At 36.5% G+C, this 17327-nt stretch carries 12 protein-coding genes; 2 read left to right on the forward strand and 10 right to left on the reverse strand.

Annotated features, from left to right (window positions below):
* The first annotated feature begins 473 nt into the window (after window positions 1-473).
* Both B0A67_RS07025 and B0A67_RS07030 read left to right on the forward strand, forming a co-directional pair.
* Window positions 474-2465: an ATP-binding protein gene (locus B0A67_RS07025; RefSeq protein ID WP_072953800.1), complete on the forward strand. Its 1992-nt coding sequence runs from the start codon at window positions 474-476 to the stop codon at window positions 2463-2465.
* Between the two features lie 308 nt (window positions 2466-2773).
* Window positions 2774-3676, forward strand: coding sequence for an urea transporter (locus B0A67_RS07030; protein ID WP_242670939.1), 903 nt, complete (start codon window positions 2774-2776; stop codon window positions 3674-3676).
* A 24-nt stretch (window positions 3677-3700) separates the two neighbouring features.
* Here B0A67_RS07030 and B0A67_RS07035 read toward each other — a convergent pair whose 3' ends face one another.
* The 10 genes from B0A67_RS07035 to B0A67_RS07080 all read right to left on the reverse strand — a co-directional run bounded on the left by B0A67_RS07035 (window position 3701) and on the right by B0A67_RS07080 (window position 17323).
* Complete coding sequence (locus B0A67_RS07035) at window positions 3701-4360, reverse strand: N-acetyltransferase (RefSeq protein ID WP_072953802.1); 660 nt, start codon at window positions 4358-4360, stop codon at window positions 3701-3703.
* Between the two features lie 326 nt (window positions 4361-4686).
* On the reverse strand, window positions 4687-6096 hold the full coding sequence (locus tag B0A67_RS07040; protein WP_072953811.1) for an efflux transporter outer membrane subunit: 1410 nt from the start codon (window positions 6094-6096) through the stop codon (window positions 4687-4689).
* Between the two features lie 2 nt (window positions 6097-6098).
* Window positions 6099-9251 carry an efflux RND transporter permease subunit gene (locus B0A67_RS07045; protein ID WP_072953813.1) on the reverse strand — a complete coding sequence of 1051 codons (3153 nt, stop codon included), beginning with the start codon at window positions 9249-9251 and terminating at the stop codon, window positions 6099-6101.
* Window positions 9252-9282: 31 nt separating this feature from the next.
* Window positions 9283-10422, reverse strand: coding sequence for an efflux RND transporter periplasmic adaptor subunit (locus tag B0A67_RS07050; RefSeq protein WP_072953815.1), 1140 nt, complete (start codon window positions 10420-10422; stop codon window positions 9283-9285).
* A 170-nt stretch (window positions 10423-10592) separates the two neighbouring features.
* Entirely contained in the window at window positions 10593-11666 is a 1074-nt protein-coding gene (locus tag B0A67_RS07055) for an adenylate/guanylate cyclase domain-containing protein (RefSeq protein WP_072953817.1), read from the reverse strand.
* 164 nt (window positions 11667-11830) lie between these two features.
* Window positions 11831-12586, reverse strand: a complete 756-nt coding sequence (locus B0A67_RS07060) for a LytR/AlgR family response regulator transcription factor (RefSeq protein WP_072953818.1) — start codon at window positions 12584-12586, stop codon at window positions 11831-11833.
* Window positions 12587-12590: 4 nt separating this feature from the next.
* Window positions 12591-13685 carry a sensor histidine kinase gene (locus tag B0A67_RS07065; RefSeq protein ID WP_072953821.1) on the reverse strand — a complete coding sequence of 365 codons (1095 nt, stop codon included), beginning with the start codon at window positions 13683-13685 and terminating at the stop codon, window positions 12591-12593.
* 56 nt (window positions 13686-13741) lie between these two features.
* The gene (locus B0A67_RS07070) at window positions 13742-14791 is read right to left on the reverse strand and encodes a 3-oxoacyl-ACP synthase III family protein (protein WP_072953823.1); all 1050 of its coding nucleotides are present in this window, start codon (window positions 14789-14791) and stop codon (window positions 13742-13744) included.
* Between the two features lie 75 nt (window positions 14792-14866).
* Window positions 14867-15700, reverse strand: a complete 834-nt coding sequence (locus B0A67_RS07075; RefSeq protein ID WP_072953825.1) for a universal stress protein — start codon at window positions 15698-15700, stop codon at window positions 14867-14869.
* 255 nt (window positions 15701-15955) lie between these two features.
* Window positions 15956-17323 carry a sensor histidine kinase gene (locus B0A67_RS07080; protein WP_072953826.1) on the reverse strand — a complete coding sequence of 456 codons (1368 nt, stop codon included), beginning with the start codon at window positions 17321-17323 and terminating at the stop codon, window positions 15956-15958.
* Between the last annotated feature and the right edge of the window lie 4 nt (window positions 17324-17327).

Here is a 17327-nt window from a genome sequence, read left to right on the forward strand (position 1 = left end):
ACTCAATTGTGCATGTGAACTTGAACAGACAAACATTAAAAATAAAAATATTGAAGTAACAGATTTCATTGTCTTTAAATTTTATAATTGTTTTTCAACTGATTTTGGAAACATTCAGATTTTACAAATCTATAAAAATCAACTCATATTTGTTTTTTTCACTTCTTAACTTTTTTCAAAAAGTATAAAAAACAGAGCAATTAAATCGTTAAAAGAACCAATCGCAACAATTATAAAAAAGAAAAAAAACAGATTAAACCTTCCTGCCAATCTGAAAAACAGCAATTTAAGATCCTGTTAAAAATTACTGGAATATTCAGTCAAATTACAGATTATGTTATCATTAAAAATAATCTCAAACCACTTTTTGAAAGACAGGAAGGTATTAAGTTGTCGCTTTTAAAAACCATTTCATCGCGGATTTTAATAAAATTTCAATATTATTTCTATTTTTGTATTTTACCCCCCAAAGAATGAGTAATCCCGAAAATATCTTACCTGCTAATGAGTCAGAACGTCTGGCAGCATTAAAACGCTACAACATACTTGACACACTTCCTGAACATGCTTTTGATGACGCGACAAAACTTGTTGCTTATATCTGTGATGTTCCTATTGCACATATATCCTTTATAGATGAGACAAGGCAGTGGTTTAAATCTGAAATTGGAATCGGAGCGACTGAAGTGCCTCGTGAAATTACTTTCTGCCGCTATACAATTTTAGATTCTAAAATGGTTGAAATTAGCGATACCTATTTAAACGAACGCTTCAAAGACGACCCAAATGTTGTTGGCGGACTCAAGGTCAGATTCTATGCCGGGATTCCTCTTACTACGCCCGACGGCTACAATATTGGGACTATTTGTGCTATTGACCATGTTTCTAAAGAGCTAAATAAAAGTCAGATCAATGTGCTTTCGATTGTGGCAAAACATGTTATCAATCAATTGGAATTAAGAACAAAAAATCTTGAACTGGCTGCCCAGAAAAAAATTGTGCAGCGCGCCGTATTAGCAAAAGATAATTTTTTAGCGAATATGAGTCATGAAATCAGAACGCCTCTTAATGCAATAATGGGCTTTACAGATCTTCTCGCGCAGACAAATCTCGATGCTGTTCAGCGGGATTGCGTTGACAGCATGCAAATTGCACAGGAAAACCTGCTTTTGATCGTTAATGATATTCTTGACCTTTCGAAAATCGAATCGGGAAATTTAACTATTGATGCACAGCCGTTCCATTTAAAAAACACACTCAAACATATTTATGATTTACTAAAGGTAAAAGTGCCTGAAGCGGTTGAATTTAATCTCTTTCTGGATGCCGAAATGCCTGAAATCGTGATTGGCGATCAGGGAAGACTGAATCAAATACTGGTGAATCTGATTGGGAATGCCCTTAAATTTACCGAAGAAGGTGAAGTAACGGTTTCTGTAAAAAATATGCAGGAAACAGCCGATAATTATTCCCTTAAATTCACCATAAAAGATACGGGCATAGGAATTCCGGAGAAAAAACTTGAACATATTTTTGAACGATTTACGCAGGCAGAAGAAAGTACTACCAGAAGATTTGGAGGCACAGGTCTTGGTCTTAATATTGTAAAGCAATTAATTGAATTGCAAAATGGTGAAATTCACGTAAAAAGCAAACAAGGACGCGGTTCTGAATTTTTCTTTGTGCTTACTTATAAAAAAGCGGATTATGTTGAAACGGTGCAGCTGCCGTTATCAGACTATAATCTGGGAAAACTAAAAATACTGCTTTGCGAAGACAATTTTCTAAATCAGAAACTGGTAAAAAACGTTATTCACAAATTTGGTTTTGAATTGGATATTGCGGAGAATGGCGAAATAGGAATCGACCTTTTATCAAAAAACAACTATGATCTGATCCTGATGGATCTTCAGATGCCTGTTAAGGATGGTTACCAAACGACGCAGCACATCAGGAATAAAATGAATCTTAACATTCCTATTATTGCCATGACAGCGCACTCTCTTGTTGGGGAACAGGAACGCTGCTATAATGAAGGGATGAATGCTTATGTACCAAAACCTTTTAAGCAGGAAGCGCTTTTAGAAGCTATAAAACTGGCTGTAAGCAAAAATACTTCGAGTGTATTAAAAAGGAAAATTGATCTTTCTTTTTTAGAAGAGGTTTCCTTTGGCGATCTGGGTTTTAGACAAGATATGATCGATCTTTTTTTAGAAAAAATTCCTCATGAAATAACACTATTGGGAGAAGCAATTCATAAAAATGATATTGATACTGTCAGAAGGCTTTCGCATAACATGAAATCCAGCCTTGATATCTTCATGCTAAAGGATCTTAGCAATTATGTTTCTATTATCGAAAAAGAAGCGATCCTTGGTCAATTTAGTGCTGAAACTCTGGATCGAATAGCTATTTTGCATCATGAGATTGTTGAAGTTATTTCGGTTTTAAAAGAGCTTCGCTAAAAAGGATATGACCTGAAAGAATTGATTATCTGCTATATTTTATAAGTTTATTTCATCAGGTTCATTAAATTGTCTTCTGAGAAAGAAATAATAGTATCTTTATTAAAACCGGAAAAATCTAATTTTTAAACCTTTACTATTATAGCTTTCCAAAAGTAAAGAAAGAAAATCGCTCATTCCCTATACATTCGCATAGCAGAAATTGCTCATAGCATTACAGCTGTGCAATTTATATTGATAAAGTACAAGCCCATAATTATGTTGATTTTATTACCAAAGATGTATTAAAAAAAATCACTCCCCTATTTATGAATATGAAAATTACATTATTCGAAAAACAGGAAAGGCTAATAGCACAACGTTTTCCATTTGTTGTGATGGTACTAAAAGGTTTAGGGCAAATCATGCTTCAGGAAAACGCTTATACGGGTTTCTTTTTTCTGGCTGGTATTTGTTATGGTTCTTTTACAATGGGTTTTGCTGCTCTGGTAGCTGCAGTATGTGGTACCATTACCGCTAAAATTTTACGATATAATCAAACCGAAATTGCAAAAGGAATTTATGGATTTAGTGCGGCTTTAGTGGGCGTTGCACTTACTTTTTATTTTGATGCTGTTTGGGTTACGGGACTGGCTGTCATAATTGGCGCCGCATTGGCAGCTACCATACAACATTGGTTTATTGTCAAAAAAATACCTGTATTTACATTGCCTTTTATTATCGTTACCTGGTTTTTTCTTTATCTTTTTAAATATATATATCCGGTCGCATCACCTGCATCTTTAGATACCATTACAGCAGTTTCCCAGGATCTTGCATTTGCTTTTAAAGGTTTTGGACAAGTTATTTTTCAGGGAAGTCTTTTTGCGGGTATTGCATTCTTTATAGGAATATTTATTTCTTCGCCTGTACAGGCACTTTCTGCCTTGGTTGCTTCACTCGTAGCAGGAGTTTTATCTGCTTTATACAATGCTCCTCCGGAAGGAATTATGGCAGGTTTATTTAGTTATAATGCTGTACTTTGCGCTATAGTTTTCGCGGGTAACAAAGAAAGCGGTATCTGGATGTTTATTGCAGTTGCTTTGTCTATTATTGTTCAGTTTGTTATGAATACCTATGAACTTACCCCACTGACCTTTCCTTTTGTTGCTGGAACTTGTATCGTTCTGGCCTTGCAAAATTTCATTACTAAATGGCGTGTTAAAAGTTAGCATTGGTAAATGCCCTTACCGTAGTTAAATTTGAGATACATTCTGTTCAGGAGTAAAAATCATTGCAGTACACAAACAGTTTTTTCTTTCTTTACTCATTAATATGGGACAATTGATACAGGATTTGCAGTTTTCCCAGAAAACATCATCAGTAGTTAACTCTGAATATGTCACTGGCTCAAAACCCAATTCGTGGTTCATTTTCATTACTGCCAGCCCGGTGGTCAGGCTGAATATCTTTGCATCAGGATATTTTTGACGGCTCAATTCAAAAATTCTTCTTTTAATTCTTTTTGCAAGACCGGTATGTCTGAATTGAGGCGCTACGATCAAACCAGAATTAGACACATACTGACCATTATCCCAGGAAGAAATAAAAGAAAATCCGGCCCATTGACCGTCTGTAGCAAAAGCAATGATGGCTTCTCCCTTTTTAATTTTTTCTGCAAGCATTTCCGGAGAACGCCCGGAAATACCGGTTCCGCGTGCCAAAGCAGAGGCTAATGTTACATTGCAAATTTCTTTTACCCAAAGAATATGGTTCTCATTTGTGACCCCGATCGTAAAATCCGGCCGCTCTTCAGGCATTTGTTTGTTGATTGGTAAAGTTGTTTTAGTTGAAAATGGCTCAGACAATAAAAAATCTTTGCCTGCAAAATCTATAGTGCGTTGTTGGGTTTTCATATTTGATTTAGTGTATTTCTTATTTTATTATTACTGTTTAATCTTTAATTGATTAGAAATACAAAATCCTGTAAGCAAATTACAGACCAGCCACTTGCACTACAATAACAATATCACCTTAACACTTGTATATAAACAACTTACTATAAAAAGAGCTCTTTACCGGCATTCATGAGTACTATCAAAATGATACGATTTTATCATTTTGATGTTATGTGAATACACTATTAAAAACGGATTTACTTTACCAATAAAAAAATCCATCACCTATTGAAGCACAATAGAAATGATGGATTCTTTAAAATAAATAATAATAATAATAATGCTTATTCTACTCCGCCGCCTAAAGCACGATATAGATTTATGGCTGCATTTAGTTTTTCCAGTTTTATGGTTACCACATCCAGATCATTTTGCAAAGCACCATTTTGTGCTACAATAACATCCAGATAAGTCACCATTCCGCTTTTATAAAGCAAGTTAGCATCACTTGTTGCTTTATCTAACGAAACTGCTTTTTCTGTAGCAAGTCCGATACGTTCGTCAGCATTTTTTAATCTTGACATGGCATCTGAAACTTCTCCCACAGCTACAATAAAAGATTGTTTGAACTGAACAACAGCTTTTTCCTGTTCTAAAACTGCAATTTCATAAGCAGTTCTTAAAGCACGTTTCTTAAAGATAGGCTGGGCCAGATTTGCGGCTATCGTTTTGGTTACTGAACCCGGAAAATTAAACCAGGTATCAAACTCAAAAGAATTCACTCCAATTGACGGACTCAAACTTAGTGTTGGATACATCGTTGCTTTTGCAAGACCTGTTTTAGCATTGGCAGACATAACGGCGTATTCGGCGGCCTTGACATCTGGTCTTCGGCTTAAAAGTGATACGGGAATTCCTGATGGCAAAGCAACAGCAAATTCTGCTACATCAAGATTTCCGGTTCGTGCAATACTATTAGGATATTCACCACACAAAATTTGCAGTGCATTTTCCTGTACCGCTATATTTGCCTTTGCTAAAGGAACCAACAATTCCGCTGTTTTCTTTTGGGCTTCAGTCTGATAAAGTGCCAATGAACTTATCAGGCCTGAATTGTACTGCAATTGCATCATACCCAGAGAATTATTACTCAGATCAATATTTTTTCGGGCAATTTTAAGCTGCTCGTCTAATCCTAAAAGGTTATAATAAGACTGGGCAACCTGAACTATGATTCTGGTTTTCAGAGCAGACAGATTTTCTTTTTGTGCAAAATAACCTGCTTTTGCGTCTCTTTTTTGCATCGCCGCTTTTCCCCATATATCAGCTTCCCATGATAAACGAAGATTGGCGCTATAATCGTCCATATAATCTTTACCAATAAATTGTGCGCTCAACGAACCGTTAAGCGAGTTTTTAGACTGATAACTACGGCTCGCTCCGGCATCAAAATCAAGGGTTGGCAGCAAAGATAATTTTGCCTGTTTGTAAGTAAGATCAAGCTGCTCCATACTTTTCATGGCGATCAGCACCTCGTTATTTTTAACGAGGGCTTTTTCGATCAAATCCACCAGTAACGGATCTTTATAATAACTTTTCCAGGGATGCAAAACCGTATCTCCGGTTACTGTGACTTCTTCACGATAGTGGTCAGGTGCTTTTAAATCTGTGCGAGCATATTCTTTCCCTACCACACATGATGTCAGCAAAACACCTGTAAATAAAGAAACTCCAATTTTAAATAGTACTCTCATTCTTATTCTTTTATAGGTTGAATTACAATCTTTTTACCGGATACTTTTTCTTGTAAATATTGGAAGAGGATAAAAAGTAACGGAATTACAAAAACTCCCAAAACCACTCCGCTAAACATTCCTATAGCAGCACTTACACTGATAGACCTGTTTCCAACTGCGGTACCTCCAGAGGCAAACATCAGCGGAATCATACCTACAATAAAAGCCAGGGATGTCATGATAATAGGCCTTAATCTCGACCTTGCCCCTTCTATCGCTGCTTCGGCTATAGACAAGCCTGCGTAACGTCTCTGAAGGGCAAATTCAACAATAAGAATCGCATTTTTGGCCAAAAGCCCGACCAGCATGATTAATCCCACCTGCACATAAATATTATTATCAAGTCCTACTGCTTTTACTCCTGCAAAAGCACCCAGAATTCCTGTTGGAATCGAAAGCAATACGGCAAGCGGCAATAAGTAACTTTCGTATTGGGCGGCCAGTAAAAAGAAAACAAACAACAGACACAATCCAAAAATGGCAATGGTTTGGTTTCCTCCGGCTTTTTCCTCAAGGCTCAATCCTGTCCATTCGTAACTGTAATCAGATGGTAATTTATCGAGAACCGTTTCAAGATTACCCATAATTTGTCCGTTACTGAATCCCGGTAATGCCACAGCTGTAATATTCACCGAATTATAAAGGTTATAACGGTTTACCGATTCCGGGCCGTAAACTTTACGCAATTTTACAAGCGATTTTACAGGCACCATTTCCATTTTCGCATTTCGAACAAATATTTCGTTGAACGCTTCCTGATCTGTTCTAAAAACACCGTCGGCTTTGACATTTACTCTGTAGAATTTTCCAAATCTTGAAAAATCTGCCGATTGATCTCCGGCAAAATAAGTCTGGATATTTCCTAACATTTCACGAATATTAACGCCCATTTGACTTGCCTTTTCTTCATCAACTTCAAGTTCAAGCTGCGGATAATCTGCCCTGAAAGTAGTATACGCATATTGTACTCCGGGTTGTTGCATGATCTGCCCAATTACTTTATCAGCCATTGCTTTTAAGGTAGCGGGATCACGTGCTGTTCTGTCCTGAAGTACTATCTCAGCACCACTGGTTACACCAAATCCTTCTACAGGCGGCATTCTTAACACCATTATCTGACCTTCTTTTATGACAGACAATTTGCCGTTGACCATATTCATAATTTCTTCGATGTCTTTAACTGCTCCTCTGTCTTTTTTAGGTTTTAGTTTTATAAATCCTAATCCGTAAGCAGTACTGGCACTATTACTCAAAATATTAAAACCTGTAATACTGGTATTGACATCAATCGCTTCAATAGTTTCAAGTTCTTTTTCCATTCTTTGAACCACTTCTGTAGTACGATCTAAAGCTGTACCCGGAGGCATTGATAAACTATAAAGCATAAAACCATCATCTTCCATTGGTACAAAACTTTTTGGAGTGCCCATCATCATCACAATAGCGATGGCGCTTATTCCCAAAACTAATCCTCCAGCAAGCCATTTTCTGCCTATAAGAAAACGAACTCCTTTGATATATTTACCCGTTAGGTTGTTGAAACCTGAATTGAATCCGACAAAAAAGCGTTCTTTAAATCCGTTTTTATGCTCCTCTCCTTCGTGTTTGCCGTTATGGCTGTTTTTTAATAAAAGGGCACATAAGGCCGGAGTAAGCGTTAATGCATTTACGGCCGAAATAATAATGGCAATTGCCAGTGTATAAGCAAATTGCTTGTAGAAAATCCCTGATGATCCGGTCATGAAACCAATTGGGATAAATACTGCCGACATGACCAGGGTGATCGAAACAACGGCTCCTGTAATCTCTGCCATTGCACTATGTGTCGCTTCTTTGGCAGAAAGGCTGGAATCTTCTTCCATTTTACTGTGAACGGCTTCGACCACTACAATCGCATCATCGACAACAATACCAATGGCCAGAACCAAAGCAAAAAGCGTCAGAATGTTGATGGTAAAACCAAATACCAACAGGAAGAAAAAGGTTCCTACAATCGCTACCGGAACCGCAATGGCCGGAATAATAGTAGAACGAATGTCCTGAAGGAATATAAAAACTACTATAAAAACCAAAATAAAAGCTTCTAACAAGGTAGATTTGACCTGACCTGTAGCTTCATCCAGTCTTTCTTTGGTACTCATTACATTCACATACTTAATACCGGGAGGAAAAGATTTTGATAATCTTTCGACTTCCTTATTGATTCCGATCTCGATATCATTGGCATTTGAGCCTGATGTTTGTAAGATCGCCATTGTAACGGCATTTTTAGAGTTCGATTTGTTGTCACCACTGTAAGAGATTGAACCAAATTCTACACGCGCTACATCTTTAAGCCTTAGGATATTATTGCCATCCGTTTTAACGACAATGTTTTCATATTGCTCGGGTTTGTTTTTCTTTCCTTTATATCGGATAACGTATTCTAAAGCTGCTTTTGATTCTTCTCCCAGTTTTCCCGGAGCTGATTCTAAACTTTGATCTGCAATGGCACGGGTAACATCTGAAGGTACTAAACCTGCATTGGCCATTTTTCGCGGGTCAAGCCAAACGCGCATGGCATAATCTTTCTGTCCAAAAATTTGTACTTGTCCCACACCCGGAACACGTTTTATTTGCGGCACCAGATTGATGTTGGCATAATTCTGAAGGAACAGCTCATCGTATTTTTTATTATCGTCTGTATAAAGGTTGAAAATAACAATCATACTATTTTGCTGCTTTGAGGTGGTAAGTCCCATTCTGATTACTTCCTGCGGCAATTTTGGCGTTGCCTGCTGTACTCTGTTTTGTACGTTTACAGCAGCCTGATCAGGATCAACACCTTGTTTAAAAATGACGCTGATCGAAAAAGATCCGTCATTACTGGCAGTAGATTTGATGTACTGCATGTTCTCTACCCCGTTAATTTGTTCTTCAAGCGGTGTTACCACAGAACGTATAACGGTTTCACTATTTCCTCCGGGATACGAACCGCTTACCATTACGGTTGGCGGCGAAATATCAGGAAACCTGGTTACCGATAATCTTGTAAGACCTATGATACCTAATATCACCAATACAATGGAGATAACTGTAGCCAATACAGGCCTGTCTATTATTTTCTTTAACATGGAAAATGTTATTTATATTAAAAACAAAAATTTATTTGTTGCTTTGCGGTTTCGCCGCTGCTTTTGGCACTACTTCGACACCATCATAAAGTAAATCGATACCGTTTAATGCAATCTTATCACCCGGTTTTATACCGCTTTTTACAAAATAATCTGTACCTGCACTGCCGGCAATTTCAATAGGAACCATCCCTATTTTGTTGCCTTGTTTTAGAACATAAACAAAGAATTTATCCTGAATATCTTTTACACTGGCCATTGGAACTGTAATTACCGAAGTCAAATTGCTGTTAAGCACTACGCGGGCAGAACCTCCTGAACGTAACTGCTTTTTCGGGTTGGAGAAAACGGCTTTTAAAGCAATACTTCCTGTCGTACGGTCGATATTACCACTGGCTACTTCCAGTTTTCCTTTATGCTCATATACACTGCCATCAGCCAGAATTAAACTAACGGTTTGATTTGATTTTGCATCTTTAGAAAATTCAAGATAATCTGCTTCGCTTAAAGAGAAATAAACAAAAACGGTATTGATCTCAGAAAGAATCGTTAGCGGAACAGCATCCGTTGGCGTAACCAGATTACCAACACGATTAGGAATCCTGCTGATATAACCGCTTACAGGCGCTTTTATCAAGGAGAAATCAGCATTAAGCTGTGAGGATCCCAATGCGGCTTTTGCCTGCGCTGCCTGTGCAGATGCGGCTTCATAATTGGCCTGTGCTGTTTTTAACTGCATGTCTGAATATACTTTTGCCTCAACAAGCGGTTTGATTTTTTCAATCTCCAATTTGGCATTTGCAAGATTGGCCAAAGCATTTTTGTAAGCTGCATGGCTATTGTTTACCTGCTCTTTAAAAACATCTGCCTTGATTTTAAACAACGATTGGCCTTTGTTTACATAATCACCTTCTTTTACATAAATAGCTTCAAGATATCCTGACACCTGAGGTTTTATGTCAACGTTTACGGTACCTTCAATAATGCCCGGATATTTTTTTTCTACTTCACCCGTAATGGTCTGGGCCTGAAAAAAATCTACTTCCGGTTTTGGTGGTGCAAAACCCTCAGCACCCGGTCCGCCTTTGCCACATGAAGAAAAACTAATGATAATCAATAAAACTACCATGTTGCTGAGTGTTTTATTATTCTGGAAAAACTGTTTTGTCATTTTATTTCATTTTAATGAATACATCGAATTTGAGGGCAAAATAACAACCCAAAAGTGCTTTTAATCTGTGGAAGTTTACCCAAACGTATTATTTTGAGACTGAAACGAACAATAGCACAACTGAGAAAAACAGTGCCGTTACGTCGCTTTGAGAAGTAGTATTCTATTTTTTAGCCGTTGGATTTGTAGATAACCACAGCTTTCTTTTTGCCTCGCAAAACAGTTGTTTCGATGGTGGTAAAATCATCTTGTTCAGCAATTGTTAATTGCTCAAAAAAGGATTGCGTAATCAGGAGATTTTCATCACAATCACTGCACAAGTCTCGAACGCGGGCTGTTGTACTTAAAACATCTCCATGATAGGCAATTTCCGTTTTTATTTGTCCTATTTCGGCAACAGTTACAAGACCCTCATTAAGGACTGCCTTAAACCTTGGTACTAAACCAAATTGATTCTGATAAAAATCTTTTTTTTGTAATAAACGAACAGCAAAAACCTCAGAGAGTTCGATACATTGCTGTCTTTTAAATCCTTGTTTTACTTTCCAGGTAAGGATTACCCCATCACCGGCATACTGATAAACTTCTGCATTATATCCAAGAAGTATCTCGGATAAATCTGCAAAACATTCCTGTAATAATTGACTGTAATGATGATGTTTAACTTCAGCACTTGTTCTCGAAGGATACATGTCGAGGAACATAAAAATCCTATACTCTACTACTGGTGTCATATAATTACCGTGCAGCAGACTTTTACAGTAATTGCTGCCTAACCTTTGACGAAAAGCCAGCAATAATGTAATAAAAAGGTGAACGATCAGGCAATAAATGGTAAAGCAGGTCAGCCACTTTGCATTAAACCGCAGTGCAATTAAATTATTGATTCTAATGTAGTTCACTTTACTAAGTTCAAGAACAATTATAAACCCAATATAGCAGACCATTATAAACAGAAGACTTTGCAGTAAACTCGCAACCAGAATACCATAATTATGAAAAAAACGAGGATAAACATATTCCTTCAAAAGAAAAAAAACAATCCCCATAAATATTCCTATTGATAACGCTCTGGTAAGTTCTGATATAAAAAAATCAGTTGTACTGAACCCCTGATTTAAAAAATAAGAATCATCGATTATGCTATAGCTGATAAAGACATAGAAAAAGAAAGCAGCCACCCAAAGCGCAATAAATTGCAGGCAGTCTTTAAATTTTAAAAATGTCTTAAAGGAATATGTCATATAATTTTGAGCTATCCGGCCTTAAAATAAAATGAGGTCAGAAATGATATTGCAACAAAATTAAAACGAGAGTCAACGCAAATACAGGGAAGTCTTACCCAAACAGCGATTAACCGAACCCAATAGTAGGTTAGGTCTTCTAAAATGAATTTCTTAACAAGATTTTAACGATCCATCCATTGTTTAAAAAACGGGGCTTTTTCTCTGCTTATGATAACCTCGCGCTCCGGATCTGCCCTCAGTTGAATTTTGAGTTTGGCATTAAAATAATTCGCAATTGATTTGATGCTTTCGGCACGAATAAAAAATTGCCTGTTGGCACGAAAAAAAACATCGGGATCCAGTTCTTCTTCGAGTTCTTCCATGGTTTGGGGAATTGGAATTATCGTTTCGTTTTTTAGAAAAAGGTGCGAAGTTTTAAATTCTGAATACACAAAATCAATATCGGCAACATCAACACTTTTATAACCATCACGATAGGTCACTAAAAAACGCAATCTGAAAGAAGGTTTATTCATGAATCCTTTTAAGATTCCGGCAATATCATCGGTATTATTTTTAGCTTTTGATAAAGACTTAAACTTGTTAAGTGCCTGTTGCAGTTCGTTTTTTTCGATTGGCTTCATCAGGTAATCGATACTGTTTACCTTAAACGCGCGTACTGCATATTCATCATAAGCAGTTGTAAAAATTACGGGACAGCTGATTTTTGCTTCTTCAAAAATCGAAAAGCTAATACCATCTGCAAGCCTGATATCCATCGTAATCAAATCAGGCATTTCATTGGTATTCAGCCATTTTACTGTTTCATGAACAGTATCTATTATTCCTAAAATTTCGCAATCAGGTTCCAATTCTTCCAAAAGTCTTTTAAGACGGTTGGCATTGATACTTTCATCTTCTACAATTAAAATTCTCATACTATTATATTAAGGGCAGACGTACACAATAAAAACCATTAGACTCTGAAAAAACAGGCATTCTGTCAAATAAAATCTTATAACGAAACTCGATATTTTTATTACCAACTCCTGTAGACACAAAACTTTTACCTGATGTCTGCTGTAAATTATTGCGTACCACAAGGTCTCCAACATCTGAATAAATAGCAATAATAAGCGGATTTGCCAATGTTGCACTATTATGTTTTACGGCATTTTCGACAAGTAATTGTAATGTCAGGGGCGGCAAATGCAAATCTAAACAGCTCATATCGATTTGCAGTTTTAGTTCTACCTTTTGACCAAGACGCTTTTTTAGAAGATAAAAATAAGCGTTCAAAAATTCTATTTCCTCTCTTACCGTAATGGTATCTTTATCGAGATTTGAAATCATGTACCGATAAACCCGCGTAATATTCTCCAGAAATGAAGCCGCTGATTGCTGGTCTTCATGAATTAATTCTGTAAGGGTACTGAAATTATTAAAGACAAAATGCGGATCAAGCTGTAATTTTAAAGAATCCAATTCAGAGCGCATTACAGCTTGCTGCAGCTGAGAAGCCTGAATTTTTAACTCAGCAGCTTCTTCAGAAGTAACACGCCATCGGTTCAGCAAAAATATACTGGTGTGAATAAAACTTATAAAAAGAGACAATATAGCAGCCATTAAATTTGACTGCCATATTTGTACCAGTTCACTCTCTTTTAGTGGTGTCCAGGAATAAAAAAAATGCCATAACCATGAAAAGAAATAATTCAAAAGAATATTCCCTACAATAAGGCAGACAAACTGTGCAAAGGCCCTGAAAATAGGCTTTTGATCCCAACTAATCCAATGGTTCAGACTGCGCCCTACAAAAAGACTTAACTCTGTAAGTACTGCGCAATACATTAAAATGATAAAGATATCAACTGTCCAGTCTAAAACTAACAAAGTATTCTGTTCAAAATCCTGATAAGGATTCAAAAAATAATACGAGGAGAGATAGAGTAAAAAAACAACCGGTATCACTATAATTCTATAATACTTATAGAAGAAATTCTTACCAGCAGTTTTATTTGGCACATTTGAATCCATAGGCTACTATAATAACAGTTGGCGGGTTAAGAAGATCATAGCAAAAATTGCTTTTTCTATTGATACATCAGATCATGCTCTAATAAATTGTTGTTTTTATCTTCTTTTACAGTTCTAAGTTCACGCATCACGCCCCATTTTATACAAGTCGCTCCCCATGAAAATCCCGCTCCAAAAGTAGTCACCAATACGTTTTGGCCTTCTTTGAAATCAGCTGCAAAATCCCATAAACATAACGGAATTGTTGCTGATGTTGTATTACCGTATTTCTCGATATTTACTTTTACTTTTTCAATACCAATATTCAAATGTTCACTTACCGACTTGATAATTCTAAGATTGGCCTGATGTGGCACAACCCAGTCAACATCTTCAACAGTTAAACCATTACTCACCAAAGCATCCTGAGAAACACTTGTCATAGATTCAACTGCTTTTTTGAATACAAATGAACCTTCTTGTTTGATAAAATGCTCTCTGTGCAAAATGCTTTGCATGCTGGATGGCACTTTAGAACCTCCGGCAGGAACTAAAAGCGCAGATGTACCGCTGCCGTCAGTTCGCAGGATACTTCTCATCACTCCATATTCTGATTCTGTTTTCTCTAAAAGAACTGCTCCTGCTCCGTCGCCAAAAAGAATACAGGTATTTCTGTCTTCATAATCTACAATAGAGCTCATGGTGTCTGCTCCTACTACAATAATCTTTTTGTAACGTCCGCTTTCGATCATTGTGGTAGCCATTTCCAACGCATATAAAAATCCGCTGCAGGCACCGTTTAAATCAACACCAAACGCATTTGCAAATCCGTTTTTTTGACATACTTTACTCGCTGTAGGCGTTAAAAGATGATCTGGTGTTGCTGTTGCTAATACTAAACCATCTATTTCTAAACGATCTACTTCATATTTCTCTAATAAGTTTTCAATTGCTGCACTTGCAAGATCCGAAGTTGACAGATTTTCATCAGTAGCTATTCTTCGTTCCTTTATTCCGGTTCTTTTTTCTATCCATTCTCCGGTTGTATCAACCATTCTTGAAATCATCTCATTACTAAGTATAGAACTTGGTACGAAGCCACCTATAGCTGTAATTGTTGCCTTCATTGTTTTTGTTTTTGTTATTTTGTTTTCTTTTTTTCGGTATTTTTTTTATAATAAAAAAGATACTGCAAAATAACGTCAGAAATTTGGAAAAGACAACAATGGAACGCTTAAACCTGCAGCCATTATTCTAGTTTTGCTTTTATGTACCAAAGAATCCCAAAAACCGTATTTTTGAGGCACCATTACTAAGATATCTGCATTATAATTGTTAATTTCCTTCTTTATCTCATTGATGACTGCATTCGATTTTACCGTTTTATAGATATATTTGACCCCTTGAAACTCTTCATCGAGTGTAGAATTCAATAATAATCGGTCTTGTTGCTCTTTTAAATCGTCTAATTTTTCGTTTACACTAAAAAATTCTACCTCCGCTCCAATGTTCCCTACCATGTCTCTTAACCAGCTAAATCTTTTTATAGAAGAGAAGCTTAAAGTATCGCAGGCATAAAGTATTTTTTTTATGTTTTGAAAGCGTGCATTCAAAGGAACAGCCAATACCGGCGTATGTAAATTCTTGATCACAGATGTAGTTGAATTACCTAGCAGTTCCTGCTCAAAAGAGCGTTCTGCCATTCCCATAACGACAAGTTCTGCTTTGTTTTCATCAATTAACAGAGCCAGTTCATCTTCTAAAAAAGAATAACTGCAAAAACAGCTTACCTCGATATCAAAAAGAGCCGAAAGCTCTTTTCCTAAAGCATTAAGCTTCTCGGTAGCCTGATCGAGCTGCTTTTGCAGGCCGTCGGCGGTAATGTGCGAATTGGCACTATGAACACTTAACGTAAAAGAGTTAAAAAGAATAAGTTTGGCATTTGCGCTTTTTGCAAGTCCGGCCGCATAAGTAACTGCATTATTTGCAATAGCAGAAAAATTTGTTGCTGCTATAATAGTAGGAGTTAGTTTCATAAAGTATCAGTTAAGCAATTAATCTCGTAAAATTGCTTAATTAATAATTTCAGTCTCTTGTAAAAAGTACTGTACGATCATTTTTTGATGCCCAACCGTAGTTTTAAGCGACTGAAAATACTATTGCATCTACTTTGGAAGTCCGGAAAAACCGAAAAAGTATTTTGTAATGATCTATTAAGTTCAGAAATCTAAAATAAAGCCTAATTACAGACACGAGATTAAAGCTGCATAAATAGAAATTAAAGCCTATTTCTATTGTGGCAATGGCAAAGTAAACCTGAAGACACTTCCTTTTCCGGGATCGCTTTCGGCAAAAATTTCGCCTTGGTGTTTTGCAATAAATTCGCTGCAGAGTAACAATCCTAAACCGCTTCCGGTTTCGTTTTCTGTTCCTTTTTGAGTGGCTTTTCGGTTAATTTTAAATAATTTTTCCTTAACATTATCCGGAATTCCAATGCCGTTGTCCATTATTGCTATTTCGGCCATTCGGTTTCTTCTTCGCAGCTGCACCTTAATTTCGCCGTTTTTGCCTGTAAACTTAATAGCATTAGTAAGTAAATTGCGCACAATGGTGTCAATCATATTTTTGTCGGCATTGACTTCGATATGTTCAGCCGATTCAAACCAAAGCTTGATGTTTTTATTTAATGCCGTATGTTTATTGAGTTCAATATTTTCTTCAATCAAATTATTCAACACAATTTTCTTCGGACTGTATTCAATCATCCCTGTCTGCACGCGTGCCCAGTCCAGAAGATTCTCCAGCAGTTTATAACTGTTTTTGTTCGATTCATGAAGCATTTCTGTGATTTCCTTTATTTCTTCACGACTGTAAGTATCGATTTCTTCGTTTAATAGTGCTGCAAGTGTTACAGATGATCCCAATGGCCCTCTTAAATCATGAGCAATGATAGAAAAGAACTGATTTTTGTCATTGAGCAGTTTACGGATTTTAAGGTCCTGTCTTTCTTTTACCAACAATAAAAATCCTACTGTCCCAATGAGACTCAATAAAAACAAGCTGATGCTATACAAACTGTCAAAAATACTGTTAGAGAAAAAATTACTTTGCGGGTTATTGTAAATGTAAATTGCCCTTATGATGATTAAAATTTCAAATGCAGCATAACAAAGCACGTAGAAACTTCGGAAAAAGTTATGCCTTTTCTCCGCAAAATACTGAATTGTTGGCGGTAAATAAATAGCAAATATCCCGATAGATACAATCAAAATACGGTTGCTAATTGAAGTCCCCAATTGTATTACCGTATTAAAAATTACAGCCGTAATAATCGTAATGGCAATTTGTAATTTGTACCTTCTCTTTGATTTTATTCTCAGTATCGATAACATTGCTATCGTTTCATAACAACAGGCAGAAAATATAAATGTGTTCGCAATATTGATCGAGATAAAGTCTGAGATTATGTTTCTTAAAGCAATCATTATCCAGCCTATGGTCAATAACAATTTCCCATAACCAAACATTTTTAATATTTTTCTATTATCGCTTGTTGCATACGAAAACGAATAACTGAAAATAAGAATGCAGATAAACAGGTTTGCCCAAAAATAAAGCAGGAAAACGGTTTTGGGATCCAGAGGAAAAAGTTCGAACATTATA

Source organism: Flavobacterium aquidurense (assembly GCF_002217195.1).
Classification (GTDB): domain Bacteria; phylum Bacteroidota; class Bacteroidia; order Flavobacteriales; family Flavobacteriaceae; genus Flavobacterium; species Flavobacterium frigidimaris.

Bases quoted from the DNA above. Each gene is read 5' to 3' on its own strand.
- B0A67_RS07025 (WP_072953800.1), top strand. From the start codon at position 474: ATGAGTAATCCCGAAAATATCTTACCTGCTAATGAGTCAGAACGTCTG.
- B0A67_RS07030 (WP_242670939.1), top strand. From the start codon at position 2,774: ATGAATATGAAAATTACATTATTCGAAAAACAGGAAAGGCTAATAGCA.
- B0A67_RS07035 (WP_072953802.1), bottom strand. From the start codon at position 4,360: ATGAAAACCCAACAACGCACTATAGATTTTGCAGGCAAAGATTTTTTA.
- B0A67_RS07040 (WP_072953811.1), bottom strand. From the start codon at position 6,096: ATGAGAGTACTATTTAAAATTGGAGTTTCTTTATTTACAGGTGTTTTG.
- B0A67_RS07045 (WP_072953813.1), bottom strand. From the start codon at position 9,251: ATGTTAAAGAAAATAATAGACAGGCCTGTATTGGCTACAGTTATCTCC.
- B0A67_RS07050 (WP_072953815.1), bottom strand. From the start codon at position 10,422: ATGACAAAACAGTTTTTCCAGAATAATAAAACACTCAGCAACATGGTA.
- B0A67_RS07055 (WP_072953817.1), bottom strand. From the start codon at position 11,666: ATGACATATTCCTTTAAGACATTTTTAAAATTTAAAGACTGCCTGCAA.
- B0A67_RS07060 (WP_072953818.1), bottom strand. From the start codon at position 12,586: ATGAGAATTTTAATTGTAGAAGATGAAAGTATCAATGCCAACCGTCTT.
- B0A67_RS07065 (WP_072953821.1), bottom strand. From the start codon at position 13,685: ATGGATTCAAATGTGCCAAATAAAACTGCTGGTAAGAATTTCTTCTAT.
- B0A67_RS07070 (WP_072953823.1), bottom strand. From the start codon at position 14,791: ATGAAGGCAACAATTACAGCTATAGGTGGCTTCGTACCAAGTTCTATA.
- B0A67_RS07075 (WP_072953825.1), bottom strand. From the start codon at position 15,700: ATGAAACTAACTCCTACTATTATAGCAGCAACAAATTTTTCTGCTATT.
- B0A67_RS07080 (WP_072953826.1), bottom strand. From the start codon at position 17,323: ATGTTCGAACTTTTTCCTCTGGATCCCAAAACCGTTTTCCTGCTTTAT.